This is a genomic window from Plantactinospora sp. CNZ320, assembly GCF_002846275.1.
In genome coordinates this window covers 6,806,801-6,833,478 of the sequence record NZ_PJMP01000001.1, presented here as the reverse complement: position 1 = coordinate 6,833,478, position 26,678 = coordinate 6,806,801, and the positions used below count along the sequence as shown (strand labels likewise).

At 70.9% G+C, this 26,678-nt stretch carries 24 protein-coding genes; 13 read left to right on the top strand and 11 right to left on the bottom strand.

What is annotated here, in order from left to right; translation table 11 throughout:
- Nucleotides 1-1,951: 1,951 nt before the first annotated feature.
- A complete protein-coding gene (locus CLT71_RS30575) occupies nucleotides 1,952-3,217 on the top strand; it encodes a hypothetical protein (RefSeq protein ID WP_143743673.1) in 1,266 nt (421 codons plus the stop codon).
- A gap of 18 nt (nucleotides 3,218-3,235) precedes the next feature.
- Here the strand turns inward: CLT71_RS30575 and CLT71_RS30570 are convergent, their stop codons facing one another.
- The gene (locus CLT71_RS30570) at nucleotides 3,236-4,192 is read right to left on the bottom strand and encodes a ribokinase (RefSeq protein WP_101370142.1); all 957 of its coding nucleotides are present in this window, start codon (nucleotides 4,190-4,192) and stop codon (nucleotides 3,236-3,238) included.
- A 219-nt stretch (nucleotides 4,193-4,411) separates the two neighbouring features.
- On the opposite strand from CLT71_RS30570, the gene CLT71_RS30565 reads away from it, so the two are divergent.
- Complete coding sequence (locus CLT71_RS30565) at nucleotides 4,412-4,612, top strand: hypothetical protein (RefSeq protein ID WP_101370141.1); 201 nt, start codon at nucleotides 4,412-4,414, stop codon at nucleotides 4,610-4,612.
- Between the two features lie 34 nt (nucleotides 4,613-4,646).
- Here the strand turns inward: CLT71_RS30565 and CLT71_RS30560 are convergent, their stop codons facing one another.
- Nucleotides 4,647-5,204 (bottom strand): hypothetical protein, encoded by a 558-nt coding sequence (locus tag CLT71_RS30560; RefSeq protein WP_143743672.1) that lies wholly within the window; start codon nucleotides 5,202-5,204, stop codon nucleotides 4,647-4,649.
- Nucleotides 5,205-5,579: 375 nt separating this feature from the next.
- Between CLT71_RS30560 and CLT71_RS30550 the strand changes: the two genes are divergently transcribed.
- Complete coding sequence (locus tag CLT71_RS30550) at nucleotides 5,580-5,951, top strand: YciI family protein (RefSeq protein ID WP_101370139.1); 372 nt, start codon at nucleotides 5,580-5,582, stop codon at nucleotides 5,949-5,951.
- Entirely contained in the window at nucleotides 5,944-7,293 is a 1,350-nt protein-coding gene (locus tag CLT71_RS30545; RefSeq protein ID WP_101370138.1) for an RNA polymerase sigma factor, read from the top strand. The genes CLT71_RS30550 and CLT71_RS30545 overlap by 8 nt, the downstream gene beginning before the upstream one ends.
- A 150-nt stretch (nucleotides 7,294-7,443) precedes the next feature.
- On the opposite strand, the gene CLT71_RS30540 is transcribed toward CLT71_RS30545, so the two are convergent.
- Nucleotides 7,444-7,863 (bottom strand): YccF domain-containing protein, encoded by a 420-nt coding sequence (locus tag CLT71_RS30540; RefSeq protein ID WP_101370137.1) that lies wholly within the window; start codon nucleotides 7,861-7,863, stop codon nucleotides 7,444-7,446.
- Between the two features lie 47 nt (nucleotides 7,864-7,910).
- Nucleotides 7,911-8,810: a ribokinase gene (locus CLT71_RS30535; RefSeq protein WP_101370136.1), complete on the bottom strand. Its 900-nt coding sequence runs from the start codon at nucleotides 8,808-8,810 to the stop codon at nucleotides 7,911-7,913.
- A 76-nt stretch (nucleotides 8,811-8,886) separates the two neighbouring features.
- On the opposite strand from CLT71_RS30535, the gene CLT71_RS30530 reads away from it, so the two are divergent.
- Entirely contained in the window at nucleotides 8,887-9,960 is a 1,074-nt protein-coding gene (locus CLT71_RS30530; protein WP_101370135.1) for an LLM class flavin-dependent oxidoreductase, read from the top strand.
- A gap of 110 nt (nucleotides 9,961-10,070) precedes the next feature.
- On the opposite strand, the gene CLT71_RS30525 is transcribed toward CLT71_RS30530, so the two are convergent.
- Nucleotides 10,071-10,910, bottom strand: a complete 840-nt coding sequence (locus tag CLT71_RS30525; RefSeq protein WP_486483546.1) for an ABC transporter ATP-binding protein — start codon at nucleotides 10,908-10,910, stop codon at nucleotides 10,071-10,073.
- 98 nt (nucleotides 10,911-11,008) lie between these two features.
- Between CLT71_RS30525 and CLT71_RS30520 the strand changes: the two genes are divergently transcribed.
- Nucleotides 11,009-12,031, top strand: coding sequence for an ATP-binding cassette domain-containing protein (locus tag CLT71_RS30520; RefSeq protein WP_101370134.1), 1,023 nt, complete (start codon nucleotides 11,009-11,011; stop codon nucleotides 12,029-12,031).
- Nucleotides 12,028-13,029: an ABC transporter permease subunit gene (locus tag CLT71_RS30515; protein ID WP_101370133.1), complete on the top strand. Its 1,002-nt coding sequence runs from the start codon at nucleotides 12,028-12,030 to the stop codon at nucleotides 13,027-13,029. The genes CLT71_RS30520 and CLT71_RS30515 overlap by 4 nt, the downstream gene beginning before the upstream one ends.
- 64 nt (nucleotides 13,030-13,093) lie before the next feature.
- Here CLT71_RS30515 and CLT71_RS38325 read toward each other — a convergent pair whose 3' ends face one another.
- Together CLT71_RS38325 and CLT71_RS30505 are read right to left on the bottom strand one after the other, a co-directional pair.
- Nucleotides 13,094-14,680: a golvesin C-terminal-like domain-containing protein gene (locus CLT71_RS38325; protein WP_101371932.1), complete on the bottom strand. Its 1,587-nt coding sequence runs from the start codon at nucleotides 14,678-14,680 to the stop codon at nucleotides 13,094-13,096.
- A gap of 171 nt (nucleotides 14,681-14,851) precedes the next feature.
- Entirely contained in the window at nucleotides 14,852-16,027 is a 1,176-nt protein-coding gene (locus CLT71_RS30505; protein WP_101370132.1) for an ROK family transcriptional regulator, read from the bottom strand.
- Between the two features lie 181 nt (nucleotides 16,028-16,208).
- Between CLT71_RS30505 and CLT71_RS30500 the strand changes: the two genes are divergently transcribed.
- Nucleotides 16,209-17,660, top strand: a complete 1,452-nt coding sequence (locus CLT71_RS30500) for a glycoside hydrolase family 3 N-terminal domain-containing protein (RefSeq protein WP_101370131.1) — start codon at nucleotides 16,209-16,211, stop codon at nucleotides 17,658-17,660.
- 203 nt (nucleotides 17,661-17,863) lie between these two features.
- Here CLT71_RS30500 and CLT71_RS30495 read toward each other — a convergent pair whose 3' ends face one another.
- Nucleotides 17,864-18,544, bottom strand: coding sequence for a GNAT family N-acetyltransferase (locus CLT71_RS30495; protein ID WP_101370130.1), 681 nt, complete (start codon nucleotides 18,542-18,544; stop codon nucleotides 17,864-17,866).
- 349 nt (nucleotides 18,545-18,893) lie between these two features.
- On the opposite strand from CLT71_RS30495, the gene CLT71_RS30490 reads away from it, so the two are divergent.
- Genes CLT71_RS30490 through CLT71_RS30475 form a run of 4 tightly spaced genes read left to right on the top strand, consistent with a single transcriptional unit; the run spans nucleotide 18,894 to nucleotide 22,956 of the window.
- Nucleotides 18,894-21,485 (top strand): nitrate- and nitrite sensing domain-containing protein, encoded by a 2,592-nt coding sequence (locus CLT71_RS30490; RefSeq protein WP_101370129.1) that lies wholly within the window; start codon nucleotides 18,894-18,896, stop codon nucleotides 21,483-21,485.
- A 53-nt stretch (nucleotides 21,486-21,538) separates the two neighbouring features.
- Complete coding sequence (locus tag CLT71_RS30485; RefSeq protein WP_101370128.1) at nucleotides 21,539-21,958, top strand: roadblock/LC7 domain-containing protein; 420 nt, start codon at nucleotides 21,539-21,541, stop codon at nucleotides 21,956-21,958.
- Between the two features lie 10 nt (nucleotides 21,959-21,968).
- Complete coding sequence (locus CLT71_RS30480) at nucleotides 21,969-22,355, top strand: DUF742 domain-containing protein (protein ID WP_101370127.1); 387 nt, start codon at nucleotides 21,969-21,971, stop codon at nucleotides 22,353-22,355.
- Entirely contained in the window at nucleotides 22,336-22,956 is a 621-nt protein-coding gene (locus CLT71_RS30475) for an ATP/GTP-binding protein (RefSeq protein WP_101370126.1), read from the top strand. The genes CLT71_RS30480 and CLT71_RS30475 overlap by 20 nt, the downstream gene beginning before the upstream one ends.
- A gap of 177 nt (nucleotides 22,957-23,133) precedes the next feature.
- On the opposite strand, the gene CLT71_RS30470 is transcribed toward CLT71_RS30475, so the two are convergent.
- Nucleotides 23,134-23,628, bottom strand: coding sequence for a nucleoside-diphosphate kinase (locus tag CLT71_RS30470; protein ID WP_101370125.1), 495 nt, complete (start codon nucleotides 23,626-23,628; stop codon nucleotides 23,134-23,136).
- A 138-nt stretch (nucleotides 23,629-23,766) separates the two neighbouring features.
- Entirely contained in the window at nucleotides 23,767-25,002 is a 1,236-nt protein-coding gene (locus CLT71_RS30465; RefSeq protein WP_101370124.1) for a DUF418 domain-containing protein, read from the bottom strand.
- A gap of 161 nt (nucleotides 25,003-25,163) precedes the next feature.
- On the opposite strand from CLT71_RS30465, the gene CLT71_RS30460 reads away from it, so the two are divergent.
- Nucleotides 25,164-25,823 carry a TetR/AcrR family transcriptional regulator gene (locus tag CLT71_RS30460; protein ID WP_101370123.1) on the top strand — a complete coding sequence of 220 codons (660 nt, stop codon included), beginning with the start codon at nucleotides 25,164-25,166 and terminating at the stop codon, nucleotides 25,821-25,823.
- Here the strand turns inward: CLT71_RS30460 and CLT71_RS30455 are convergent.
- Entirely contained in the window at nucleotides 25,798-26,670 is an 873-nt protein-coding gene (locus tag CLT71_RS30455) for an LLM class F420-dependent oxidoreductase (protein ID WP_101370122.1), read from the bottom strand. The two genes, CLT71_RS30460 and CLT71_RS30455, sit on opposite strands and share 26 nt — an antisense overlap.
- Between the last annotated feature and the right edge of the window lie 8 nt (nucleotides 26,671-26,678).

Below are 26,678 nucleotides of genomic sequence, written 5' to 3'. Positions count from 1 at the left end.
CCTACCAATCGATCAACCGCTCTTCGTCCGGAAATCTGGCCACCAATTGAAGGAGACGGGTTTGCGGCAGAATCTGCTGCAACACATAGCTCCTCATCGACTTCAAGCCGGTTGTCGCCTGTAAACTCTCGAATGAATTTCGCCCAGGCCTCATCGAAGTCCTCGTGGACCCGCTCTCCCTCAGCACAGAATCGCCACCATTCCCGAATGGTCAACTTGCCGTCCCTGTGCCCCATTCCATGCAATACGGAGACTACCGGTTGCATATCTAGCATCGGCCGTGACCAGGCGCCCACGCATGCCCTTCGCCTTATGGAAACTCGCGCATCTCCGAGCAACTCGGAATATCTTTCAAAAGCACCCGGCACGTCGCCGCCTCCAAGTCCACCGATCTTTCGGGATCACCCGCCGTATCCTGACACCAACCACTTCAGCAACTCCGTGGTGTCGCGTCATCGCCTTGGAAGTCGGGATGGCCACCCGCTCTAATCACCCTCCCAGATTGCCAAGAAAGCCGCCAGCAAGGTTGCCCGTCGCAGACTCGAGCGGCGCGGCAACCCGCCGACGGGCGTCTGATCGGTCACAGAATCAAACCCAAATCATTGCGTCCGGTCAATCAGTACGTGTCCACAACTTGCACAACTATTAAATATAGGTAGCCGTTTATATCGGGATTCGGGATCCGGATCGTCACTGAATCAATCGGGCTTCATCGAGGAGTTCGGGCCGATCGGTTCTATAGAAGTACCACCAGGATATTGGGCCTGATGGGTATTGAGTGGCATACCCGGGCAGCCACAGATAGCAACTGAGAAACGAGGCAAAGCCTCGACCAGAGCCCGCGCCAAACTCTTCCGCGTTGCGAGCATGCAGCTACACCAACTCCTTCCCGCGTTCAAGACACGGGATCAGCTCAGTCAGGGCCGTCCTCGGCTGCCCGACGGCCACATCTGATCTGCCAGGACCGCCACCTCGCGACATCGACTACAGGAGCTAGGGCCATCTGGGCTCCAACTGAATCCCTCGCCGCTCATTTGATCGGTTTGCAAACGACAGACCGTGAAGCCACGGAACATCAATGCATGTGAGATCAAAGATCGCTTCTCTACCACAGCAGACCATCGCCGGCTGAGGGGCATGTAACTGGGACGCGCGGGCGCCACTCCCGCAGCTACGATTTGAGACGCCAAACAGGACTCACAGACCCACCAAATACCCCAGCCCTCTTCCGTTTCACCGAACTCAGCACCGTCCAGCATTACCCCACTACAGACATCGCAGACCATGCCAACAACCAGACCAATCGGAGATTGAACGTGGGTACGTCTATGGCTACCATCTTCATTGTTATCGTCCCATTGACTGAGCGTTCCCGGTGCCGACTCCTCCCTCGCAGGTGGCGGTCTTGCGGCTCGCGGCGGGGTACGCATTGCCGATCGTCGCATTCACACCGCTGGCGGCGCCGACCAGCCGCCCAGGTCGTTTGAGTGGCCAGAACCGACCGGGACGTCATCGTGCCGCATCAGGTTATCCACAGGCACCCCCACCGGCCATCGACACTCCCCTATGCTGGCGCGCGTCGAGTAATCGCCTGATCACGGATCATGTAGAAATCGTGGGGGAACAAGTGCACGACCACCAAGCGGGACAGTCCGCCGACCCCAGACAGCCGCCCTGGTACGGCCCGAATGCGGCAGTCCCGCCGCCGACTGCACCACCGCCACCACAGGTGCACCCGATCCGCCCCGGCCGGGCGACGGTGTCGTACCCGCCACCGCCACCGCCGAAGCGCCGACTGTCACGCCGGGCGTGGGCGGGCATCGGCGCGGGCGTCCTCGCCGTGGTCCTGATGCTGGCAGGGACAGTGATCGTGGTGCTCCGGAACGACAGGCAGCGACCGACGGCCGACGGGTCGGACCCTGCGCCGTCCTACGTCTCACCGTTCGACCGAATGAACCGCCAGATCGAGGAGTTGCTCGCCCGCCGTTCCGCAGCCATGCAACGAGGCGACGAAGAGAGCTGGCTCGCGGACGTGGATCCACGGCGTACTGCGGTTCGGGAACGCGAACGGATGCGGTTCCGCAACCTCCGACACCTTCGGCCGACGAGGTTCGACATGATTAGTTCCGGTGTCGCGGCTGGTTTCGGTCTTGAGTCACTGCCGAGCAGCACCGCAGCGCCACCGGTCAACAGGCGGCTGGCGGTCAGCACTCTCATGCAGTTCGAGTCCGACGTCCAACCCCACTTCGCGGCCTACACCTACCAGATCGCCGTCAGCGTCGAGGCGGTACGGATCACCGATGTCATCGCGCCGAGCCTCAAGACGCTCTCCGACTCGCGAAAGGACGGCCCGAGCGTCCGTGACGCGCCCTGGGACACCGAGCCGCTACGGGCGGCCCGACGCGGCGAGGTCGTCGTCCTCGCCTCACAGAACGGCAGGTGGGACCCGGCGAAGTACCTCGACACCGCCGTCCGGGCCAGCACCTTCGTCCGCAAGCTGTGGGGGAGCCGGCCCGCGCCGAAGGGCTTCGCCGTCTTCCTGGCGGATGATCGTGAGTTCGACCGATGGTTCGCGTACGCGAGCGAGGAGCCCGACACCGACCATGCCGGCTACGTGAACTGCCCCGACATCGCCGACTCGGGCGGGATGCGGAAGCTGATCATCCCCTACAAGGAATCGCTCGCCGGCTGTCGGATCATGCTCAGGATGTCGACCGTCGACGACGATCACCGCGCCTACACCCTGATGGTGCACGAGATGGCCCACGCGGTCGGACCGCATCTGCTGCGGAACTTCTATTACGGCGATGACGCCGAACGGCTGAACGCACCGATCTGGGCCGTGGAGGGATTCGCCGAGTGGGTGGAGAACATGGCCGGCGGCGCGGCCGAGACCAGGGCCGGAATGAGCCTGGTCAGGCGGAACTGGTCCCGCTACAGGCCGATGACCGGCGACCAGGACGTGCCGTTGCCACAGAATCCCCGGTTCTTCTCCGCCGACGACACCCGTACCTCGTTCAACTACGAACTGTCGGCGGCGTTCTACCACGCGGCAGAGCAGGCCGGCGGGCGTCAGAAGGCCGTCGACCTCTACACCGAGTTCAGCCGGAGGCCGCAGCTCGTCTCGGACACCCATTTCATCCTCGACGCCCAGCTCGAGAAAGCCGGCGTCGACCCTGACCGGATGTGGGCAGCACACCGCAATTTGATCCGATGACCGCCCGGCATCGGGCGGTCATGCCGACTGGGGATAGCTCTCCGCACAGAGGGCGTCGATCTCGTCCCGGCTGGGCAGCGCGGTGGAGGCGCCGGGCCGCCGCGCACAGGCGCCACCCGCCGCGCAGGCCCAGCGGAGCGCCGCCGTCACCGCCGCCGGCTCGACCGGTCCGCGCCGCTGTGCCCAGGCCACCGCGAGGGCGGCGGTGAAGGCGTCCCCGGCGGCGGTGGTGTCCACCGCCTCGATCGTCGGCGCGTCGACCACCAGCCGCAGGCCGGACCGGTCGGCGTAGCTGGCGCCCCGGGCACCCAGGGTCAACACCACCCGGGGGACCAGGTGCAGCAGGGCATCCAGCAGGACATCCAGCCCGGTCTCGGTGGCGAGGCCGGCCACCATGGCCGCCTCGACCTGGTTGACCACCAGCAGGTCGACCGTGTCGAGCAGCTCCGTCGGCAGCTGCCGGGCCGGCGCGGCGTTCAACACCACCGTGGTACCGGTGCTCCGGCCCCATTGGGCGGCCTGGGTCACGGCCCGCAGCGGCACCTCCAGCTGACACAGCAGTACGTCCGCCGCTGCCACCGCCGCCCGGTCGTCCGCGTCGAGACTGGTCAGCTCGGCATTCGCACCCGGTGCCACCACGATGAGGTTCTCGGCGTCGGCGTCCACCGCGATCAGCGCAACCCCCGAGGAGCCCGGGATGGTACGCAGCCGCCGCAGGTCGACGCCCGCCTCCGCCAGGCTGCTCCGCAACTGGTCGGCGAAGCCGTCCTGGCCGACCGCGCCGACGAAGACGCACCTTGCCCCCGCCCGGGCGGCCGCCACTGCCTGGTTCGCGCCCTTGCCGCCGGGTATGGTCCGCAGCGCGTCGCCGAGCACCGTCTCGCCGGGCCGGGGCAGTGTCGGCGTCGACACCACCAGGTCGAGATTGGCGCTGCCGACCACCACCACCCGGACCGCTTCGGAACCGTCCGTCATGCTCCCCCACCCCGAGCCAGCCGCCCGGTCGGCGCGGACCCTGCAGACGTCGCCAAACGTTTCGGGGAGTCTGCTCCGGTCCCCCCGAGCCGTCAAGACACGTTACCGCCGCGTTTCGTCCCTGCTCACCTGCGACGGCGGCCCGGTTCGGCCCATGCGGGCGGAGGGCAGTTCGCGCCGGCGGCCGAGGCACTCTGCGGGCGGGCGCAGGAGCTGTGGGTGCGGTACCAGGGTGAGGAGGCGAAACTGCTGCGCAGCTCCGACCAGCTGCGGTTCGGGCAGATCGACCGAGCGACCCAGCGCGTGATCGAACAGGAGAGCCCGGAACGCCCCCCGCCGGGCGGCTGGTCGAGACCGCCGGAGTTCGGCGGCTCGTCCAACCGCCCGGCGGCAGCGAGCGTGGTGAAGCCATCATCCTGACGACGAACCCCGTCCAGAGTGCGACGGCTCGCTCTCAGTCACACAGATCCCAGGCGAACTTACCGCTGGAGACCCAGAGCGAACTGGTGACAGGCGCCCTCGACGGAACGGTGCCGTACCCCTCGAAACAGATTCCACCCCACTCCGCGTGGCTGAAGGTCGACGAGTAGTTGCAGTTGTTGAACACCTTGTACGAGCTGATCCTGTCGTTCCAGTCATCGCCGACGTAGCCGATGCCGTAGCCTCCTGTGTCGCAGGGCCCGCCGGAGCCGTACACCCTGGTGGAGGCGCCGCCGTAGTTGAAGTTCTCGTACCAGACCATCAGCAGCGTGTCGGCCGCGGGCGCGACCAACCGGTTCCCCGCCGTGGCGCATTCCCGGGACAGCACCGGAGAGGCCACGCCTGGCGCCGGGGCGGCACCGAGCACGATCTGACACTCCCGCTCGGCCGCCGCGCTGCTCGGCGAGGCGGACATAGTCAGGGCCGCGCTGCTCGGCGAGGCGGACATCGTCACCGCCGCGACGACCAACGCCAGCAGAACGGGAATGGTGCGAGCCAACCTGATCGGATGCCGCCCCCGAACCTTCGACATGATCGGTTTTCCTTTCTGGTGTTTGGTGGTCAGTTGACCGCCGCCACAGTCGCACCAGGCTGCTTCACCTCGGCTTCATCCCAGGTCCACCGGCGTCTGGATCCGGCCGGCGCCGTCGACCGAGGCCGCCTCGGGCAGCTCGCGCGGCGCCCCCGGCAACCCCTCCAGGAGTACGACGGTGGGCTGCGGCCACCCGCCCGGACGCCGACGATGATCACGGTCAAGGCGGTGGCGACCCGGGCCACTGCCGTTCGGGCCGGCGGAAGTCCCCGGCGGTACCTCCGCCGGGGTTGTCGATCCGGCCGACCGCCGTTCGTGTAGAGGTGGAGGGGTCGCCGGCACAGTGCCGGCGGCGTGAGGAGGAGGTCGCGAGCCATGCAGCAGTACCTGCTCAGCATCTACCAGGGCGACGGCGAGCCTCCGGGCCCGGAGATCCTGGACCCGATCATGGAGAACCTGGCGGCCCTGAACCAGGAGATGAAAGCCGCCGGAGCGTGGGTCTTCTCCGCCGGACTGCACCCGGCGAGCACCGCGACGGTACTCCGACCCCGTGACGGCGACTTCCTGCTGACCGACGGGCCGTACACCGAGGGCAAGGAGCACCTCGGCGGCTTCACCGTGATCCGGGCCCCCGACCTCGACGCCGCGCTGGAGTGGGGCGGCAAGCTGGCCCGGGCGATCGGGTTGCTGCCGATTGAGGTACGGCCACTGGCCGACGAGGCCGACATAGATCCGCCCCGTGCCTGAGCCGCCCCACCCGGCGGCCCAGGCACCTCACCCGGAGCGAAGCGCCGGATCTGACCAGGCGCCCTGCCCGGACTCCCGAACCGGACGGAAGCCAGCGACAGTCGCCGACGTCGAGCGGGCGTTCCGCGCCGAGTACGGCCGGGCGGTCGCCGTCCTGATCCGCGTCCTCGGCGACATCGACGCCGCCGAGGACGCGGTGCAGGACGCGTTCGCCACCGCGGTCCGGCGGTGGCCGGTCGAGGGCACACCGCCGAGCCCGGCCGGCTGGATCATCACCACCGCGCGGAACCGGGCGATCGACCAGCTGCGCCGCGAATCCACCCGGGCGGACCGGCACGCCCAGGCCGCCCTGTTGCACACCCCCGACGAATCGGCGCCGTACGCCGGAAGCGGGCCGGACGAGGAGGGTCCCGTGCGGGACGAGCGGCTACGCCTGATCTTCACCTGCTGCCATCCGGCGCTCGCCCCGGCCGCCCGGGTCGCGCTGACCCTGCGCCTGTTGGGTGGACTGAGCACCGCGCAGATCGCGCACGCCTTCCTGGTTCCCGAGCCGACCATGGCACAACGCCTGGTACGCGCCAAAGGCAAGATCCGGGCCGCCCGCATCCCGTACCGGGTACCGGCCGAGGCCGACCTGCCGGACCGGCTCCAGGCCGTACTCGCCGTGCTGTACCTGGTGTTCAACGAGGGGTACACCGCCAGCTCCGGCGAGCGGCTCGACCGGCCGGACCTCGCGGTCGAGGCGATCCGGCTCGCCCGGCTGCTCGCCGAACTCATGCCGGACGAACCGGAGGTGCTGGGGCTGCTCGCCCTGATGCTCCTGGTCGAGGCGCGCCGCCCGAGCCGTACCGGCCCGGACGGCGGGCTGGTACGCCTGGCCGAGCAGGACCGTAGCCGCTGGGACCGCCACCTCGTGGCCGAGGGGCAGGCGCTGGTCCGGCGCTGTCTGCGCCGCGACCGGCCGGGGCCGTACCAGATCCAGGCGGCGATCAACGCGGTGCACGCCGATGCGGCGACGGCCGACGAGACGGACTGGGCGCAGATCCTCCAGCTCTACGATCACCTGCTGGCGCTCGCCCCGAGCCCGGTCGTGGCGCTGAACCGCGCGGTCGCGCTCGCCGAGGTGGCCGGGCCGGCCGAGGCGCTGGCCCTGGTCGACGATCTGGACCTCGGCAGCTACCACGTGTTCCACGCCGTCCGGGCCGACCTGCTGCGCCGGCTGGGCCGCACCGCCGAGGCCGCCGCCGCCTACGACACCGCCGCCGCGCTCACCGCCAACGCGGTCGAGCAGGACTTCCTGCACCGCAGCCGTCAGACGCTCACCGACACCGACACCTGTTGACCCGACCGACCCGACCGACCCGACCGACCCGACCGACCCGACCGACCCGACCCGACCGACCCGACCCGATCCGACCGACGCCGACGCCGACGCCGACGCCGACGCCGACGACCATCTTGGGGCGTCGTCCCCCTCGGCCAAGCGGGATGCTCAGCTCGTCGGGGCGGCGGACACCCCCGGGCGCCGGAGGTCGTCGACCTCCATCACCTCGCGGCCGAGCGGCCAGAACGCCGCCGGGACCAGCTTGAAGTTGGCGATGCCGAACGGGATGCCGATGATCGTGAGGCAGAGGCCGATCCCGGCGACGATGTGCGCCAGCGCCAGCCACCAGCCGGCCAGCACCATCCAGAGCACGTTGGCCAGCCCCGAGCCGAGCCCGGCGCCGGGCTTCGCCACCAGGGTCCGGCCGAACGGCCAGAGCGAGTAGTACGCCAGGCGCAGCGCGGCGACTCCGAACGGGATGGTCACGACCAGCACGAAGCAGATCAGGGCCGCGATGCCGTACCCGATGGCGAGCGCGATGCCGCTACCGAAGATCAGCCAGAGCAGGTTGAGGACGAATCGCACCATGCCTCCATCGTGCGCCCTCCGATCAACCCGTGAGGACGTACACCAGATCAACTCGCGGGGACGTACAGGGCGTCGATCTCGGCGCGTAGCGGCAGGGCGACCGAGGCACCGAGCCGGCGGGCGCAGGCGGCACCGGCCGCGCTCGCCCAGCGGACCGCGTCGACCGGCTCCCGCCCCTCGCCCCAAGCCACCGCCAGCGCGCCGGTGAAGGCGTCGCCGGCGCCGGTGGAGTCGACCAGGTCCACCTTGACCGCGGGTACGTGCACGTCGGCGCCCTCGCGGTCGCCGTACCAGGCGCCGTGCCGGCCCAGCGTCATTACCGCCCGGGGCACCACGTCCAGCAGCGCCGCCGGATTCTCCCGGCCGCACCCGGTGATCGCCCGCGCCTCCGCCTCGTTGACCACCAGCAGGTCGACGGCGTCCAGCAACTCGACGGGTACCGGCTGGGCGGGCGCGGCGTTCAGCAGCACCCGGGTACCGGCGGACCGGGCAGCCCGGGCAGCCTCGGTCACCGTGCCGACCGGGATCTCCAACTGTGCGACGAGCACGTCCGCCTCGCGTACGGCGGTCAGTTCGCTCTCGGTCAGCCCGACGAACGCCGAGTTGGCGGCCGGGGTGACCACAATCGTGTTCTCGCCCTCGGCGTCCACGGTGACGACCGCCACCCCGGAGGCGCCGTAGACCACCCGGATCCGTTCGGTGTCCACCCCGGCGGCCGAGATCCGGGCCTTGAGCGTCACTCCGAACGAGTCGGAGCCGATCGCGCCGAGCAGTGCCCCGTCGGCGCCGGCCCGGGTGGCCGCGATCGCCTGGTTGGCGCCCTTGCCCCCGGCCACCATCACGAAGTCGGTGCCGAAGACGGTCTCGCCCGGCTTCGGCAGGATGCCGGTGGTTACCACCAGATCCATGTTGGCGCTGCCCATGACTACGACCCGTGGCCGGCTCACGGCGGCACCTCCCGATTCGGCGACTGCCCGAGTCTAGGACGCGCCGTTGTCGGTGTCGTCTGGCAGGCTGCCAGGCATGGGTCAGATGCCGATCGGAGTGATGTACCGCTGTGACACCCCGCCGGAGCAGCTTCCCGCGTACGCCCGGCTGGTGGAGCGGCTCGGCTACGACGAGCTGTGGATAGTCGAGGACTGCTTCTTCGGCGGAGCCGTCTCCGGTGCCGCCGTCGCCGCGGCGGTGACCGACCAGCTCAAGATCGGCATCGGGATCCTCCCAGCGGCGTTCCGTAATCCCGCGCTGGCCGCGATGGAGCTGGCCAACCTCGCCCGGCTGTTCCCCGGCCGGATCCTGCCCGGGTTCGGGCACGGGGTGCCCAGCTGGGTCCGGCAGATCGGTGCCGACCACCCGTCGCCGCTGGCGGTGCTCGGCGAGACCGTGGCGGCGGTACGCGCCCTGCTGGCCGGGGAACAGGTCACCGTCGCCGGCCGGCACGCCCGGCTGCACGAGGTGGCGTTGGAGTTCCCGCCGGAGCAACCGCCCCTGATCTCCACCGGCGTACGCGCCGAGAAGTCGCTGCGGCTCTCCGGTCGGGTGGCGGACGGCACCATCCTGGCCGAGGGGTCCAGTCCGGCGTACGTGCGCTGGGCCCGGGGGCTGATCGACGAAGGGCGTCGGGAGGCCGGCCGTACCGACGACCACCGGCTCACCGTCTACGCCCACCTGGACTTCGACGAGGGCCGAGCCAGCGCCCGCCGCGAGTTCGCCGCCCAACTCACCGGCGGTTGGGCGCTGCCACCCGCCGACGCGGAGCTGGCAGACGAGATCAGCGCGATGTTGGCCGCCTCGTCCGGCACCGAGGCGCTCGCGGCGGCCCTGCCGGAGCACTATCTCGACCGGTTCACCGCGGCCGGCAGCGCCGAGCAGTGTGCGACGGCGGTGACCCGGCTCCGGGAGGCGAGCGCCGACGCGGTGGTCTTCGTGCCACCGCGCGACGCGCAGTCGGCGGTCGCCCAGATCACCCTGGCGGCCGAGACGCTGCTTCCGATGGTCCGCGCCGCGACCGCGACCGCAGACGAGAGCACGACCCCAGACCCGAGCACCACCGCGACTACGAGTACGAACGCGTCCACCACCACGACCACGCGCTGACGCACCACCCGCCACGCACCCCTACCCGCTGACGCACCCACCCGCCGCTCAACCCGACGCCACCGGGGTGCTGCGGTGCGGCGGTGGGGTGCGGCGTGTGCGGTGGTGGGTCAGGCGGCGCGGGCGGTGAAGCGGTCGCCGGAGCGCTCCACCACCAGCGGTAGCCCGAAGGTCTTGGAGAGGTACTCGCCGGTGACCGTCTCGGTCAGCGGTCCCTGCGCCACGATGCCGCCCTCGCGCAGCAGCAGGGCGTGGGTGAAGCCGGGTGGGATCTCCTCCACGTGGTGCGTGACCAGCACCATCGCCGGAGCGTCCGGGTCGTGGGCCAGCCCGGCCAGCCGGCCCACCAGATCCTCCCGGCCGCCGAGGTCGAGCCCGGCCGCCGGCTCGTCGAGCAGCAGCAGCTCCGGGTCGGTCATCAGCGCGCGGGCGATCTGGGTCCGCTTCCGCTCGCCCTCGGAGAGGGTGCCGTAGGTGCGGTCGGCCAGGGGCAGCACGCCGAGCTGGCCGAGCAGGGCGTTGGCCCGGGCCTCGTCCGTCTCGTCGTACTGTTCGCGCCAGCGGCCCACCACCGACCAGGCGGCGGTCAGCACCACGTCCCGGACCCGCTCCTGCGCCGGAACCCGCTCGGCCAGCGCCGCCGTGGTCAGTCCGATCCGGGTACGCAGCTCGGCGAGATCGGTACGCCCGATCCGCTCGCCGAGTGCGTGCACCAGGCCGGTGGTCGGGTGCAGCCGTCCGGCCGCCAGGTTGAGCAGGGTCGTCTTTCCCGCGCCGTTGGGCCCGAGGACCACCCAGCGCTCGTCCGGCCAGACCCGCCAGGTCATGTCACGCAGTAGTGGGCTGCCGGAGCGGAGTACGCCGACGTCGTGGAAGTCGATCACCACGTCCGGGGGTACCGGTGCCGGGGAGCCGGCATCGGCGGAAACGGAAACCGGATCATCACGCACCCGACCATCCAACCACGCAACGGGGTGCCCCCCGCGAGCAGCGTCCGGGCCGTAGGGTGATGCGCCGTGTCCTATGTCACGTTGCCGGGAGGTGAGCCATGCCGGCAGTGATCGAGATAGCCGGTCTGCGCAAGACGTTCACGAGCCTGCGCCGGGGTCGCCGGGTCGCGCTGGACGGGTTCGACATGTGCGTCGAGCCGGGGCAGGTGCACGGCTTCCTCGGCCCGAACGGCTCCGGCAAGACGACCACCCTGCGTACGCTGCTCGGCCTGGTCCGCCCGGACAGTGGTCGGATGAGCCTGTTCGGTGAGCCGACGCCGGAGCGGCTGCCCGCCGTGGTCCACCGGTTCGGGGCCATCGTGGAGAGCCCGCAGTTCTTCGGCAACTTCAGCGGCCGGCGCACCCTGCGGCTGCTCGCCGTCGCCGGTGGGGTGCCGCAGGGGCGGGTCGACGCGGTACTCGAGCAGGTGGGGTTGCGGGACCGGGCCGACGAGCAGGTCCGGGCGTACTCGCTGGGCATGAAGCAGCGGCTGGCAGTCGCCTCCGCCCTGCTCAAGGAGCCCGAGCTGCTGATCCTGGACGAGCCGGCCAACGGGCTGGACCCGGCGGGCATCCGCCAGATGCGGGACATGATGCGCGCCCTCGCCGCCACCGGGGTCGCGGTACTGGTCTCCAGCCATCTCCTCGCCGAGATCCAGCAGGTCTGCGACCACGTGACGATCATCTCCCGGGGTCGCCGGGTCGCCGCCGGTCCGGTCGAGGCGGTACTCGCCAACTTCGACCACCGGGAGTTCCGGATCCGGGTCGCCGACGACCAGCCCCGGGCGGTCGAACTCGTCCAGGCGGCCGGACTTCCGGTCACGGTGCACGCCGACCACCTGGTGGTCTCCGGGGTCGACGATCCGGCCCGGATCAGCCGGATCCTCGGTGAGCAGGGTCTCTGGCTCCGCGAACTGAGCCCGCTCACCCCGGATCTGGAGAGCGCCTTCCTGGAACTCACCGGTACCCGGCCCCGGCCCGGGGTGCCGCGCCAGGTCGACGAGTCGGTGCTGCCGGACGCCGGGCCGAACGAGCCGCTGGAGATAAGCGTCAGCGCCGACGAGACGGGGGCGAAGCCGTGAACCTGGTACGCGCCGAGATCGGCCGGCTGGCCGCGCGTCGCTTCGTACAGCTGATGCTTGTGTTGTTGGTCACCGCGTTCGGGGTCACCATCGCCACCACGCTTGCCAATTCGCACCAGCCCACCGCCACGGAGATCCGGGTGGCCGAGGAGCGGGCCGCGGAGCGGCGGGTGAGCGCCGAGCGGCAGTACATCCAGTGCCTCCGCTTCCAACGCGAGGATGCGCGCGATGGAGACGTGCTGTATCAGGGCGGATGCGCGGACCTGCGCCCGAACCGGATCGACGCCTCCGACTTCCTCCCCGGGGTCTTCGTCTTCGACCGGCAGATCCTCGACCTGACGTACTTCCTGATCGTCTTCCTCTGCCTTTTCGGCTTCCTGGTCGGCGCCTCCTACATCGGCGCGGAACTCACCTCCGGCGGGATGACGAACCTGCTGCTGTGGCGTCCACGCCGGATGGTCGTCCTCGGCGCCAAGCTCGGCACCCTGCTCGCCGGGGTACTGGGGGTGTCGGTGGCCGCCTCGGTGCTCTACCTCGGCGCGTTCCGGCTCATCGCGGAGGTGGGCGGCCTGCCCGGCAGTCCGGATACGGAGTTCTGGACCGATCTGGCCGGCACCGTCACCCGAGGGCTGTTGCTGGTGCTGATGGTCACCGCGCTGGGTTTCGCCGCCGCAACGCTGGGCCGGCACACCTCGGCGGCGCTGGGTGTGGCGGCCGCGTACGGCGTGGTGTGGGAGGTGGGCGGCCGGATCGTGATGGGACTCGTCGATGTCACCCGCCCGGACCGGTGGATGCTGAGCAGTTACGTGATCGCCTGGGTCGGTGGCCGGATCGACCTCTGGGCGACGTCCGGGGACTGTTCCTTGTCGGCCGGTTCGAACTACTGCGACCTGTCGTACTCGATTCTCTGGCCGACCGGCCTCGCCGTGCTGCTCGGGCTGACCACGCTCGCCCTCGGCAGCGCGTTCACCGCCTTCCACCGCCGCGACCTGGCCTGAACCCGCTTGAGTGTTAGGAAGGGCCCCCGCTACAACAGAAAACGATAAGCGGGGGCCCTTCCTTTCACACGCGGGTGACTCGGATGGCGTCGGCGATGACCAGGCCGGTGCCGCCGGTCCACCGGCTCACCGCCACCTTGTTGGCATCACCGGCGGCCAGGGTGAAGGTGCCCAGGGTCCGCCAGGCGCCACCGCCGGAGCGCTGGTCGACGTAGACGGTCTGGTTGCCGGTGGTGGTGGCGATGATGTACGGCGCCGCGCTGTTGTAGCCGGGGTCGTCCGGATACCAGGCGTCCACCCGGTAGCTGCCGGTCTCCGGGATGTTCAGCCGGTACCAGGCCGGGTCGCTCGACTCGACCGTCTCGGCGAACCGGTAGTCCGTGCCCTGCTTCTGGGACGAGTACGTCGAGGTGCCCCAGTTCGCGCTGGCGGTGAAGCGGTCGGAGGAGTTGTCGACCGTCTGCGACCACGCGTCGGGTGGCGTGACCGTGCCGGTGACGAGCTGCATGTAGTAGGTCCAGTTCCAGTGCGGCCCCGGGTCGGTGTGGGTGGCCCCGGGGACCTGGTTGTGCCCGATGATCCGGGACCGGTCCTTCGGGATGCCGTACCGGTCACAGAGGTGCCGGGTGAGCGCCGCCGAGGAGCGGTACATCGCGTCGGTGAACCAGGAGGGCTGGGTGACGTACCCCTCGTGTTCGATGCCGATCGACTGGGTGTTGTAGGTCCAGTTGCCGGCGTGCCAGGCGACGTCCTTGTCCCGCACCGACTGGGTGACCGCGCCGTCGGAGGAGCGGATCGTGTAGTGGGCGCTGACCCGCGAGGCCGGGTTCTGGTACCAGCTGATCGAGCCGGCGTACGACCCCTGGGTCACGTGGATCACCACATAGTTGATCGGGTACGTCGACTCGCGGTTCGCGACGGTGTAGTTGCCCGAGTACGCCGGCACCCAGGCCGCCGGCCCGTAGTCGGTGCTCATCACGCCCATCCCGTCGGGGCTGCCGAGCGGCGCCACGTCGCGCAGGGCTCCCCGGTCGGGGGCGACCTTGCGGGCGGGTACCCGTACCGCCCCTTCGGCGGTGGTGGCGGCGATCCCGGAGCCGAGCAGGTCGTAGACGGTGTCGGCGTAGAGCCGGGCGACGGCCGGGGTGCTGGCGCCGCCGTACCGGACCACCTGGCCGTACCAGTTGTTGACGTCGCGGCGCTGTGCGGCGGTGAGCCCGGCCCCGTCGGCGTACGAGCGCAGCACAGCAGCAGCGCCGGTGACGTTGGCGGCGGAGTCGACGCGCAGGGTGTCCCGGCCCAGGCCGGTAAGTGCGACCGCCTCGTCCAGGGTGTGCAGCTTGGGGTTGCTGGTCAGGTGCATGACGCCGTAGCCGCCGGAGGCGCTCGGCGCTCCGCCGTGCCCGTCGAGGTGCGTCTCGGCGTAGCCGAGCGCCACGAGCAGGTCACGAGGCACGTCGTATCTGGTCGCCGCGGTGTCGAAGGCGGCGGCCAGCGGTCCGACCGCGGTGGCCGGGCCCGGGGCTGCCGGCAGGTCGGCCCCGGATGGTCCGGCCAGTGCGGACTGGCCGGTGAGACTGATGGCAAGGGACGCGATCAGGGTGGCGCCGAGCAGGTGGCTCGCACGCTTTAGGGGGGTCCGTTCGGTCACCGTCACTCCTCCCCGAGGGATGGACGTCCCGGGGGTCGGGACGCGGGTGGCCGTACGGTATAGCCTCACTTCCGTCTATGTCGAGACCTTGCATCCAACTCGTCGGTAGCGAAAGATATTTACATGGCATCGCGACCGGTGGCCCCGGCCGGCACCCTCCGGTGCGTCGGATCAGCCGAGCGTGGAGCCGAACACCTCGTCGCGGACGGCGTCGAGCGCCACCCGGAGCGCTCCACGCAGCACCGGCTCGTCGGTCAGCTCGGTGGGCACCACCCGGGGTGTGACCAGGGTGATCGCGGCGACCTCGTGCTGCACCCGCTCGGCCAGCGCGGTGCCGCCGGCCTGGCCGACCTCGCCGGCCAGCACCACCAGCGGCGGGTCGAGCACCACGCAGCTGCTGGCCACGCCGAGCGCCAGCCGCCGGGCCACCTCGTCGAGTACCGGCCCACCCTCGGTGCCGGCCGCGATGGCGGCCCGGATCGCGTCCGCCGCCGACCCGGCCCGGAAGCCGTGCTCCCGGGCCACCGCGCGGACCGCGTCGGAGCCGGCGAGCTGGCCGAACGCCGGCTTCGCCCGCCGGGAGGCGTCCCGGGGAATGGGCGCGCCGGGCACCGGCAGGTAGCCGATCTCGCCCGCCGCGCCGGTGCTGCCGTGGTGCAGCCGGCCGTTCAGCACGATGGCCAGGCCGACGCCGACGCCGAGCCAGACCAGCACGAAGTCGTCCACCCCGCGCGCCGCGCCGGACTCCGCCTCGGCGACCGCAGCCAGGTTGACGTCGTTCTCGAAGACCACCGGGGTGTGCAGGTCCTCGCGGAGCGCGGCGAGCAGTCCCCGGTGCCAGCGGGGCAGGTTGAACGCGAAGGTGATGTCCCCGGTGGCCGGGTCGACCAGGCCCGGCGTGCCGAGCACCACCCGGCGTACCGTCGACAGCTGTGCCCCGGCGTCGCTCGCCGCCTGCACCACCGCGTTGTGCACGACGCCCACCGGGTCGTCGGTGTCCCGGGTGGACTGCTCGACCCGGCCGATCACCTCGCCGGTGATGTCGGCACAGGCCGCCACCACCCGATCGGGTCCTACGTCGACGCCGACCACGTGCGCGGTGCCCGGCCGTACGGCGTAGAGCTGTGCGTTCGGTCCGCGCCCGCCGGCCTGCTCGCCGACCCGGCTGACCAGCCCGCGCTCCTCCAGTCGTTCCACCAGTTGGGACGCGGTGACCTTGGACAACCCGGTCAGCTCGCCCAACTGGGCGCGGGTGAGCGGCCCCCGCGCCAACAGCAGCTCCAGCGCGGCCCTGTCGTTGAGCGCGCGAAGCAGGCGGGGTGTGCCAGGTAGCCGGGTGCTCGCCATGCAGTGTCCCTACTTGTTTAAGAAGGTTTCCTAATAGCTAGGCTAACCTTCGTTGGGAGTAGCCGTAGCGTAATGGTCCAGTGCGGCCGGAGTGTTAAGCCGATCCGGCAGCGCTTGACCCCAAGATGGTCCACCCCGATGCGACACTCGGAGCCAGGGAAAGGGCCGAAGGGGGAGGAACGTGCCGACCGATCCAGGAGTCCGCCGGCTGGTGCTGGGTACCCTGCTCGCCGCCTTCCCCGGAACCAGCCCGCCCGGCTGGGCCCTCGACCTGCTCGCCGAGGGGCTGGCCGGGCACACCCTGTTCGGCCGGAACATCGACCACCCCGACCAGGTCGCCGCCACCACCGCCGCGCTGCGCTCGGCCCGGCCGGACGTGCTGATCGCGATCGACGAGGAGGGCGGTGACGTCACCCGGCTGGCGCACGCCACCGGCAGCCCCTATCCGGGAAACGCCGCGCTCGGCGCGGTGCACGACGTCGGGCTCACCGAGCGGGTCTACCACGCGATCGGCAACGATCTGGTGGCGGTCGGCGTCAACCTCAACCTCGCGCCCACGGTCGACGTCAACACCGCCGACGACAACCCGATCATCGGTACCCGGGCCTTCGGCGCCGACCCGACCCGGGTCGCCGGGCACGCCGCCGCGGCGGTGGTCGGGCTCCAGTCCGCCGGGGTGGCCGCCTGCGCCAAGCACTTCCCCGGGCACGGCGCCACGGTCGCCGACTCGCACCTCGAACTGCCCACCGTGGACGTACCGGTGGAGCTGCTCCGGACCCGCGACCTGCCGCCCTTCGCGGCGGTGATCGAGGCGGGCAGCAGGGCGATCATGACCGCGCACATCCGGGTCCCCGCGCTCACCGGGGACGCCCCGGCCACCTTCAGCCCCGCCGTGCTGGGCGACCTGCTCCGGGGCGAATACGGCTTCACCGGCGTGGTGCTGACCGACGCGCTGGAGATGAGGGGCGCGGCGGTGGCCGCCGGTGGCGTCGGCCCGGGTGCCGTCCGGGCGCTGGCCGCCGGTGCCGACCTGCTCTGCATCGGCGCCCAGGTCGACGCCGAACTTGTCGAACTCGTGGTCGCCGAGATCGCCGCCGCACTCGCCGACGGCCGGCTCGACCGGGCCAGGGTCGAGCAGGCCGCCGAGCGGACCGCCGCACTCGCCGCGTGGACCCGGGCCGCCGCGCCGGTCCGGGCCGCCGGAACAGACCTCGGGTACGCTGCCGCGCGCCGCGCCGTACGGGTCGAGGGCAGCCTCGACGGGCTCGACCAGCCACTTGTGGTGCAGCTCGTCGCCGCGTCCACGATCGCCGAGGGGCGGGTGCCGTGGGGGCTCGGGCCACACCTGGACGGCACCGAACAACTCCGGGTCGTCGCCGCCGAGACGGATCCGGGCACGCTCCGGGACCGGGCCGCCGGACGGCCGATCGTGCTGGTCGGCCGGCACCTGCACCGCCTGGCGGGCGGCCCCGAACTGGTGGAGGCGCTGGCCGGCAGCAATCCGGTGACCGTGGTCGAGATGGGCTGGCCGTCGGCCTGGCGCCCCGCGGGCGTACGCGCCTTCGTCACCACGTACGGCGCCAGCCACGCCAACGGCCGGGCCGCCGCCGAGGTACTCCACCTCACCGCCTAGCCATAACTTGATCCATAACAGGTCAAATCCGCCGAACGGGCAGTTCGGACGAGGCCGTCGCAGGCTTGTCCTGACCATTCACACATACGTAGCGTTACCAGCACCACGTACAGCGTGACCACCGGACTTCGGCCTGGGAGAGGACGCGGACCGTGGGCCCCGGCGCGGGTCCACGGTCCGCGGCTGTACCGCGCGTTGCCGGGTCACCCGGAGGCCGGCTGGTCCGTCCGTTCCAGCCCGTACGCGGACCAGCCACGGTCGTCGAAGCCGGCCGCCTCGGCGACCCGGGCCGAGGCGATGTTGCCGGGATCATGCAGGTAGGTGGGGACGGCGCCCTCGTCGAGTATCCGCCGGGCGGCCTGTGCCACCAGCCGGCGCGCCAATCCCCGGCGCCGGCCGGCCGGCTCGGTGCCGACGGCGATCTCGTGCCCGTAGCCGTCGTGCCGCTTGATGCCCACCCCGGCGAGGTAGTCGCCGTCCGCGTCCCGCACCACGAGTACCTCACCGCCGAACGGCCGCAGCCACGGCGGCACCACCGGGTCCGTGGCGTCGACCCACTCACCGGCGTCCGGCAGCGGCGCCGGGGCGAGCGTGCAGCGGAACACCGCCCGGTAGCCCACCCAGCCGGGCAGGTCCAGCACGGCGGGCAACTCGGCGAGAAGTGCCGCGACCGGTCGGGCGCCGAGGGTGCGTACGGCGGCGACCCGGTCCGGCGGCACCGAGAGTACGATCCCGAGCGGGTTTCCGATCCCGACGACCGGATGCGGCTCGCCGTCCCAGCCCGGCTGGATCCGGCGCTCGGAGCCGACCACGTCCAGCGACCCACCGGCCGGCCACTGACCCAACCAGGTCACCAGATGGTGGTGCAGCCGCTGGTCGAGCATGCATCCGCCTCCGCTCACCCCGACAGGCCCATCCGGACAGTCCGATCTCGACGGAGGTTATCAATGGACACCGACCCGCCCGGCGCCGAGGTGGCCGGCGCGCGGCAGGACCGACCGAAGTGGAGTCGGCCAGCGTGCGGATTTTCCCGGTGTCTCTGATCAGCAGGCCAACCGCCCGGGAGCGGCCAAAATGGCGATCTTCGTTCAAACCGGGGGTTGAGGCATCACACCGGGCGCTGCTAGCGTGCGCCGGGTACTCAAAGATCGTGGCTGCGACCCAGGGCCGCCCACGACGCCAGAACCTGGCGAGTAGTCGATCAATCGCCTTCGACCGGCACGGGACGGTGTAATGGGCTTTCGTGCTTCGCGCCTGCGTACCAAAGTTGTCGCTCTGCTCCTCACCCTAACCGCACTTTGGGCGTTCGGCGCATGGGTCACCCTACGCGACGGGTTCAACCTGCTCTGGGTGCAGACCCTGGAAGCTCAGGTGTACGCGCCGAGCGAGCCGCTGATCCTGAACCTCCAGGAGGAGCGGCGGCAGTCCCTGAGATACCTCGGCACCCCACAGGCGCCGGCCGGGGAGACGTTGGAGACCGAGCGCCGCAGGGTGCGTACGGACGTGGCGATCTTCCGCTCGGAGAGCCGGAAGTGGTTCACCAGGCTGGCCGCACGGCCGGAACTCGAACGACGGGTCGACGAGGCGCTGGCCAGACTCGACGGGCTGAACGCCGTCCGGGAGGCGATCGACAGCCGCCGCATCGACCGGCTGGCCGCCGCGCAGGCGTTCACCGAGGCAATCGGAGCGATCTTCCGGATGTACGGCTCGCTCGGCGACCTCGACGCCGGTGACATCGACCGCCGCGTCGAGAACCTGATTCGGTTCACCAGGTCGCGGGAGATGGCCTCCCAGGTCGACGCGCTGATGACCGGCGCGCACGCCGCCAACCGGATCAGCCCGGCCGAGCACTCCAGGGTGGTCCAGCTGATCGGCATCGAGCGGATGATGGCTGACGAGGCGATGGCCGAGCTGCCCCGGGCCGACCGGGAGCGCTACCGCCAGGCGCTCCAGCAGGGACCACTCGGCCGGTTGCGCGCGGCCGAGGACCGCATCGTCCTGAATGGACGGCCGAACGGCCGACCCGTCATCTCGGCAGACGAGTGGCGCGGCACCGTCGAGCCCGGGCTACAGGAACTGCACCGGTTGCAGGTCGCCGGCGGCGACGAGGTGGTCAAGGCCGCCACCCCCGGAGCCGTCGGAACCATCCTGCGGATGCTGGTCATGTCCATCCTCGGCCTGATCGCCGTGGTCATCTCGGTGAACACCGCGCGGTCGCTGGTACGCCAGCTCGAAGAGCTCCGCCAGGCGGCACTCAAGCTCGCCAACGAGCGACTTCCGGACCTGGTCGCCCGGCTCGGTCGGGGCGAACGGGTCGACGTCGGCGCCGAGGCGCCACCGCTGCGGTCCGGCCCGGACGAGATCGGCCAGGTGGCCCAGGCGTTCAACGTCGCCCAGGAGACCGCCGTACGCACCGCCGTGGAGCAGGCCGAGCTGCGCCGCAGCGTCCGGGACATCTTCCTCAGCCTGGCCCGGCGTACCCAGGCGCTGATCCACCGCCAGCTCACCCTGCTGGACGCGATGGAGCGCCGGGAGAACGACCCCGAGGAGCTGGAGGACCTGTTCCGGGTGGACCACCTGGCCACCCGGATGCGCCGCAACGCGGAGAACCTGATCGTGCTCTCCGGCTCGACGCCGGGCCGGGCCTGGCGGCGCAACGTCCCCATGATCGACGTACTGCGGGGGGCGGTCGCCGAGGTGGAGGACTACGCCCGGGTGACCGTACTGCCGGTCGGCGCGGTGGACCTCGCCGGCCGGGCGGTCGGCGACATGATCCACCTCATCGCGGAACTGGTCGAGAACGCACTCTCCTTCTCCCCTCCGCACACCGCGGTGCAGGTCAGTGGTGAACTGGTCGCCAACGGCTACGCCGTGGAGGTCGAGGACCGGGGCCTCGGCATGAGCAACGAGGACCGGGCCGCGGCGAACGAGCGGATCGCCACCCAGCACGAGTTCACCCTCACCAGCGGTGCCGCCCAGCTCGGCCTGTACGTGGTCAGCCGGCTCAGCGAGCGGCACGGCGTACGGGTCCGGCTGAAGGAGTCGCCGTACGGCGGCACCACCGCTGTGGTGCTCCTGCCGTTGAACCTGATCACCGACCGCAGTGCCGAGGGTGAGTCGGTCGCCGGATCGATGCCTGTCGAGCGGCTCGCGGCGAGCGCGATCGGCGGCAGTGTGCGGCGACCCGCGGTGCGGGAACTGGAACGGGCGCCGGAGCGGGAGTCGACACCCCCGTCCGGGCGCGAGTCGGCCCGCCGTACCGGCCGGGAGGCCGGGGCGGATCCGGCGCCGCAGTCGCGTCGGGGTGCCGGGTGGCCGAGCGCGCCAGGCCCGCTCGGCGCACCGGGACGGTCCCCCGGCGCACCGCCGAAGCCGGACCTGGCACCACCGACCCCGGACCTCGTTCCGCCGAGGAGCAATGCTCTCGGGTCCGACCGCACCTCCGCCCGGACAGATGTCGGCACGGCGAAGCCGGACACGACGGCGCCCCCGGCGCCGGTCGGACCGACGACACGGCCCGGACCGGGCTCCGGCGCCGCCGAAACGCCGCCCGCACCACCCGAGTCCGGCCGGGCGAGCGGATCGGCCTCGCTGACCCCGTCCGGGCTGCCCGTCCGGGTGCGGCAGGCGAACCTCGCCGCGCCGCTGCGCAACGGTGACGACCGGCCAGAACCGGAGCCGGCGGAGGAACAAGCCCCGCGTACTCCTGAGCAGATCCGCCGGATGATGAGTTCCTATCAGTCGGGCACCCGGCGCGGACGCTCCGACGCCGCGCGCCCGCTGGACGACGGTGGCACCAGCGATCCGGCTCCGCCCGAGGCCTGACCGCCCACCGTCTGGCGAGACGCCGATTCCCGGTAGAGAGAGGGACCAAACCCGTGCAGAAGACAGCGTCGAACCTCGACCTGACCTGGTTGCTCGACGACCTGGTCGGTCGGGTGAAACAGACCCAACACGCGATCCTGCTCTCCGTCGACGGGCTGCTGATGGCCTCGTCGCGGGAGTTGGACCGGGACGACGCGGAACACCTGGCCGCGGTCGCCTCCGGCGTGCAGAGTCTGGCTCGTGGCGCCGGCAAGCGGTTCGGCGGCGGGCCGGTGCAGCAGACCATCATCGAGATGCGCTCGGCGTTCCTGTTCGTGACGGCCGCCGGGCACGGCGCCTGCCTCGCCGTACTCGCCACCGAGGACGCGGACGTCGGCCTGATCGCGTACGAGATGGCGATGCTGGTGACCCGGGCGGGCAAGTACCTCGCGTCGAGCACCCGGACACCCGACGCACCGGTCCAACGGCAGTGATCCTGCGGCCATGACCGAACACGAGGACCCTCCCGAAGTCCACTGGGTCGACGATCACGCCGGCCCGGTGGTCCGGCCCTACGCGGTGACCCGAGGTCGGGCCCGGCCGGTGACCGGCAAGTTCGACCTGATCTCACAGGTGAGTACGGTGCGGGCGGTCTCCGCCCGGGACGTCGGGCTCGGGCCGGAGCACCTGTCGATCGTCACGCTCTGCCGTCGGCGGCTCTCGGTCGCCGAGGTGGCCGCGCATCTGGACCTGCCACTCGGCACCATCCGGGTGCTCCTCGGTGATCTGCTCGAACGACAGCTCGTCCGGGTGTTCGAGCCACGGCCGACACCGGTCCTAACCGATGACAGCATCTTTGAGCAGGTGATAAATGGGCTACGCGCACTCTGACGGTGCCGACCTGGCCGGGACGTCGAACGAACGGATGCCGACCGCCGTCAAGATCCTGATTGCCGGAGGCTTCGGCGTCGGCAAGACCACGATGGTCGGCGCGGTGAGCGAGACACGTCCACTTCGGACCGAGGAACTCCTCACCGAGGAGGGGGTGAGCATCGACGACCTCTCCGGGGTGGAGGCGAAGACCACCACCACGGTCGCGATGGACTTCGGCCGGATCAGCATCAACGACGACCTGGTGCTCTATCTCTTCGGCACGCCAGGACAGGACCGGTTCTGGTTCGTCTGGGACGAGCTGGCGCTCGGTGCGCTCGGTGCGGTGGTACTCGCCGACACCCGGCGGCTCGCCGACTGCTTCCCGTCGGTGGACTACTTCGAGAAGCACGGCACGCCGTTCATCGTGGCGGTCAACTGCTTCGAGGGCGCCCGGCAGTACAAGCTGGAAGAGGTGACCCAGGCGCTGAGCCTCGACCCGGGCGTACCGGTGATGCTCTGCGACGCCCGGAAACGGGAGTCCGGCAAGGAGGTGCTGATCGCCGTGCTCGAACACGCGATGCGCAGCCACCGGGCGATGTCGGCGGCCAACGCCGGCTGAGTCGCCACCCGACGGCCCGGCTGCTGCCAACCGGGCCGGATCAGCCCCGCCGGCCGGAGCATGCCGGCCGGCGGGACCGACCCGTCCCGGGTCGTCAGGTCGCGACAAGTGGTCGTCGGGCCACGACCAGGGATCGTCGGGTGGTGAGCACTGGTCGTCGGGTGGTGACCGGGACGATCAGAAGACGTACCGCTCGGCGAGGCCCGGGTAGTCGAACTGCTCGTCGGCGCCGAACCAGAGTTCGGACTCGTACTTCGCCTCGTCGACGCTGCCGGAGGCGTGCACCAGGTTGGCGATGGCCTTGCCGGTCGTCTCGGCGTACGCCTTCGACATGTGCGCGAAGTCGCCCCGGATGGTGCCCGGCGCCGCCTGCCCCGGGAAGGTCGGGCCGATCATGCGGCGGACGTTTGCCACCGCCTCGACGCCCTCCAGCAGCAGCGCCACCACCGGCCCCAGCTGCATGTAGCTGGCGGTGGCGTCGTAGACGCCCTTGCCGTACCGCTCCTCCAGGTCGAAGTAGTGCCGGCGGGTGAAGTCGGCGTCCATCTGCTTCATCTTGATGCCGACGATCTTCAGTCCGGCGTCCTCGAAGCGCTGCACCAGGCGTCCGGTCAGCCCGCGCGCGACCGCGTCGGGCTTGAGCAGGACAAGAGTACGTTCTATGGCCGCCACCGCGTGGCCCCTTCCTCGATCATCTGGTCGGGCCCGGCGAGCTGGACGGCTGGCAGCCCGACACCTCGTCGGGCGTCCGCTCCCGCGTCAGGCCGCTGAGATCACGATAGTAGTCGGCCCGGTTCGCCCGGCTCGGCGCTACCGTCCGGTCACCGGCCCGCTCTGGCCGGTGGCGGCGAGCGGGGTCTGCCGGTAGCTGAGCCGGCGCAGCAGCACCTCGGCCGGGCCGCGCCGCCCGGCCCGGCGCAGCAGCTCGGCGAGCAGCACTGTGCCGAGCCAGACGCCCAGGGCCACCGCCGAGGCACCGGCGTCGCCGAGCCGCCCGCCGAGCCCGCCGGCCCAGGGCGAGAAGAGCGCCACGAACGCCACCGACTGGAGCAGGTAGCAGGTCAGCGAGCGCTGCCCGCAGGCGGCCAGCGCGGTGGCGATCCGGCCGGGCCGCTCGGACGCGGCCGCTAGGCGGTGTGCGACCAGGCCGGCCAGCGCCGCGTAGCCGAGGCCGGCGCCGATGCCGGTGACGGCGTGCAGGACGTACGCGGGTACGGCGGTCGAGGCGCTCCAGTCGGTCCAGATCCGGGCGTCGATGAGCGCCAGCGGGGTACCGCCAACGACCGCGAGGCCGATCCCGCCCAGCGCGACCCGGGTGAGCAGTCGCCGGTGCCGACCGGGCTCGTCGAGCAGCCGGCGCCGGGCGGCCCAGATGCCGAGCAGCATCGGGGTGACCACGTCCAGCGCCAGCATCGGGGCGAGCACCGCCCAGGTGCCGACCCGGGGACCGATCGCGGCGAGTGGGGACTCGGCGTCGGTCGGCAGCGGCGTCGAACCGTTCTCGATGATCCCGAGCGGCGGGATGACGGAGACCGTGACGAAGACCAGCGTCCAGAGGCCGGCGACCCGGAGCAGGGTACGGTCCCGGGCCCGGAGCATGCCGACCAGCACCAGCCCGAGCAGGCCGTAGGTGGCGAGGATGTCGCCGAAGAAGAGCAGCAGCGCGTGTACGAAGCCGAAGACGATCAGCCAGCGGCTGCGTCGGCGCAGCAGGGTGCGTACCTGCGGCCAGTCGGCGCCGGACGCGGCGCGCCGGTCGGCCAGCCGGACCATCCCGTAGCCGAAGAGCGCGGCGAACATCGGCAGCGCCCGACCGTCCACCAGCAGCACCTGGAGGCCGGTGACCACCCGATCGACGGTGCCGCCGTCGCTGCTGTAGCCACGGAACAGGGTCTCGTGGCCGTAGAGGTACATGTGGGCGTGGGCCAGGGCGATGAGCAGCAGCATCGTGCCCCGGGCGAGGTCGGGGGCGAGGGAGCGGGCGGCCGTCGGCCCGGCCGGTCGGGGCGGGGCGGCGAGGTCGGTGTGGCCGGGAAGGCTGGACATCTGTCTCCCCCGAGGGTCCAGGAATGTGGGCATGGCAGGTCGCGCCGAACGGCGGTCTGCGGGTGGTCGGCAGAATCAGTGTCGACGCGATGATTAGCTACGGTCCTGTATCTAACATCGAGAAAATAAGATACGCAAGCGTTTCTTACTTGAGAGGCAGCATGCCCGAGAAAAAGGCTGGCCCGGAGCCTGAACGGCGTACCCGGCGACGCGGCGACGAGCTGATCCGGGCCATCCACGCCGCCGTACTCCGCCAGGTGGCCGAGGTCGGCGTCGGTGGGCTCACCATGGAGGGGATCGCCAAGGAGGCCGCCACCGCCAAGACGTCGCTCTACCGGCGCTGGTCGTCTCCGCGCGAACTGCTGCTCGACGCGCTGCACGAGGCACACCCGCAGGAGGTGCCGTCCCCCGGCGCGGACGACCTACGGGGCGACCTGATCCGGGCGCTGCACCAACTCGTCGCCTGGATGACCACCCCGGCCGCCACCGCGGTGATAACGATCCTGATGGAGCGGCACCGCCATCCCGACCTGGTGGCGGCGCTCTACACCCGGGTCTTCGGCGCCCGGGGCGGGACCTTCACCAGTACGGTCCTGCGGCACTACGCCGGGCAGGGCCAGCTCGACCGGGCACTGCTCACCCCGGTGGTGATGGACATCGGCGAGGCGCTGGTGCTCAAGTACAGCACCGACCACGACCACCTGCCCGGCGAGGAGGTGCTCGCCGCCATCGTCGACCAGGCGATCCTGCCCGCCGTCGGCATCGGCCCGGCCGGCGGTCTACCTGCGGGTGCGGTCAGAACTCCCGTGCCACCGGGATGACGTCGGTGCCGATCCGTTCCAGTACGTCCAGCCGGGGCAGTTGCGGCGCCGCGCCGATCGCCACGTCGAAGCCGAGGTCGTGCAGCCGGTGCAGCTCGTCGAGGAGTTGCCCGGTCTTCTCGCCGTTCTCCCCGACGTCCATGAACTGGTAGACGGTCTTGGTGATCTCGGCGTAGTCGCGGCCCTCCCGCTCACAGTGCTCCCGCAGGACGGCCAGTTTGCGCTCCAGGTCCGGGGTGTTGAACAGGTTGCACGCCTGGGCGTACCTGGCGACCAGCCGCAGGGTCTTCTTCTCCCCACCACCGCCGATCATGATCGGCGGGTGCGGCCGGGTCAGCGGCTGCGGCGAGTTCAGCAGCCGTTCGGCCCGGACGTGCCTGCCCTGGAACGGTCCGTCGTCACCGGACCACATCTGGAGTACGTACCGCAGGGTCTCCTCCAGCAGCTCGAAGCGCTCGGCGAGCGGCGGGAACGGGATGCCCAGTCCCACGGACTCCTCGGCGTTCCAACCGGCGCCGATGCCGAGCATCGCCCGACCGCCGGAGAGGACGTCCAGGGTTGTCACGATCTTGGCGAGCAGTCCCGGCTGCCGGTGGTGCACCCCGCTGATCAGGGTGAGCAGGGTGGCCCGCTCGGTGTGCGCGGCGAGAAAGCCAAGCGTGGTGTACGCCTCCAGCATCTCCGCCTCGGGCGGGCCGACCGTCTCGATCTGGAAGAAGTGATCCATCAGGGCCAGGTACTCGAACCCGGCCTGGTCGGCCGTACGCGCCACGGCGGCCAGTTCGGCACCGAGCCCGGCCGACCCGTTCGGCCAGGTGAAGTTGGGAATCTGAAGGCCAAGCCGCATCGCGCCGG

Bases quoted from the DNA above. Each gene is read 5' to 3' on its own strand.
- CLT71_RS30575 (WP_143743673.1), top strand. From the start codon at position 1,952: ATGAACCGCCAGATCGAGGAGTTGCTCGCCCGCCGTTCCGCAGCCATG.
- CLT71_RS30570 (WP_101370142.1), bottom strand. From the start codon at position 4,192: ATGACGGACGGTTCCGAAGCGGTCCGGGTGGTGGTGGTCGGCAGCGCC.
- CLT71_RS30560 (WP_143743672.1), bottom strand. From the start codon at position 5,204: ATGTCGAAGGTTCGGGGGCGGCATCCGATCAGGTTGGCTCGCACCATT.
- CLT71_RS30550 (WP_101370139.1), top strand. From the start codon at position 5,580: ATGCAGCAGTACCTGCTCAGCATCTACCAGGGCGACGGCGAGCCTCCG.
- CLT71_RS30540 (WP_101370137.1), bottom strand. From the start codon at position 7,863: ATGGTGCGATTCGTCCTCAACCTGCTCTGGCTGATCTTCGGTAGCGGC.
- CLT71_RS30530 (WP_101370135.1), top strand. From the start codon at position 8,887: ATGGGTCAGATGCCGATCGGAGTGATGTACCGCTGTGACACCCCGCCG.
- CLT71_RS30520 (WP_101370134.1), top strand. From the start codon at position 11,009: ATGCCGGCAGTGATCGAGATAGCCGGTCTGCGCAAGACGTTCACGAGC.
- CLT71_RS30505 (WP_101370132.1), bottom strand. From the start codon at position 16,027: ATGGCGAGCACCCGGCTACCTGGCACACCCCGCCTGCTTCGCGCGCTC.
- CLT71_RS30495 (WP_101370130.1), bottom strand. From the start codon at position 18,544: ATGCTCGACCAGCGGCTGCACCACCATCTGGTGACCTGGTTGGGTCAG.
- CLT71_RS30490 (WP_101370129.1), top strand. From the start codon at position 18,894: ATGGGCTTTCGTGCTTCGCGCCTGCGTACCAAAGTTGTCGCTCTGCTC.
- CLT71_RS30480 (WP_101370127.1), top strand. From the start codon at position 21,969: ATGACCGAACACGAGGACCCTCCCGAAGTCCACTGGGTCGACGATCAC.
- CLT71_RS30475 (WP_101370126.1), top strand. From the start codon at position 22,336: ATGGGCTACGCGCACTCTGACGGTGCCGACCTGGCCGGGACGTCGAAC.
- CLT71_RS30465 (WP_101370124.1), bottom strand. From the start codon at position 25,002: ATGTCCAGCCTTCCCGGCCACACCGACCTCGCCGCCCCGCCCCGACCG.
- CLT71_RS30460 (WP_101370123.1), top strand. From the start codon at position 25,164: ATGCCCGAGAAAAAGGCTGGCCCGGAGCCTGAACGGCGTACCCGGCGA.
- CLT71_RS30455 (WP_101370122.1), bottom strand. From the start codon at position 26,670: ATGCGGCTTGGCCTTCAGATTCCCAACTTCACCTGGCCGAACGGGTCG.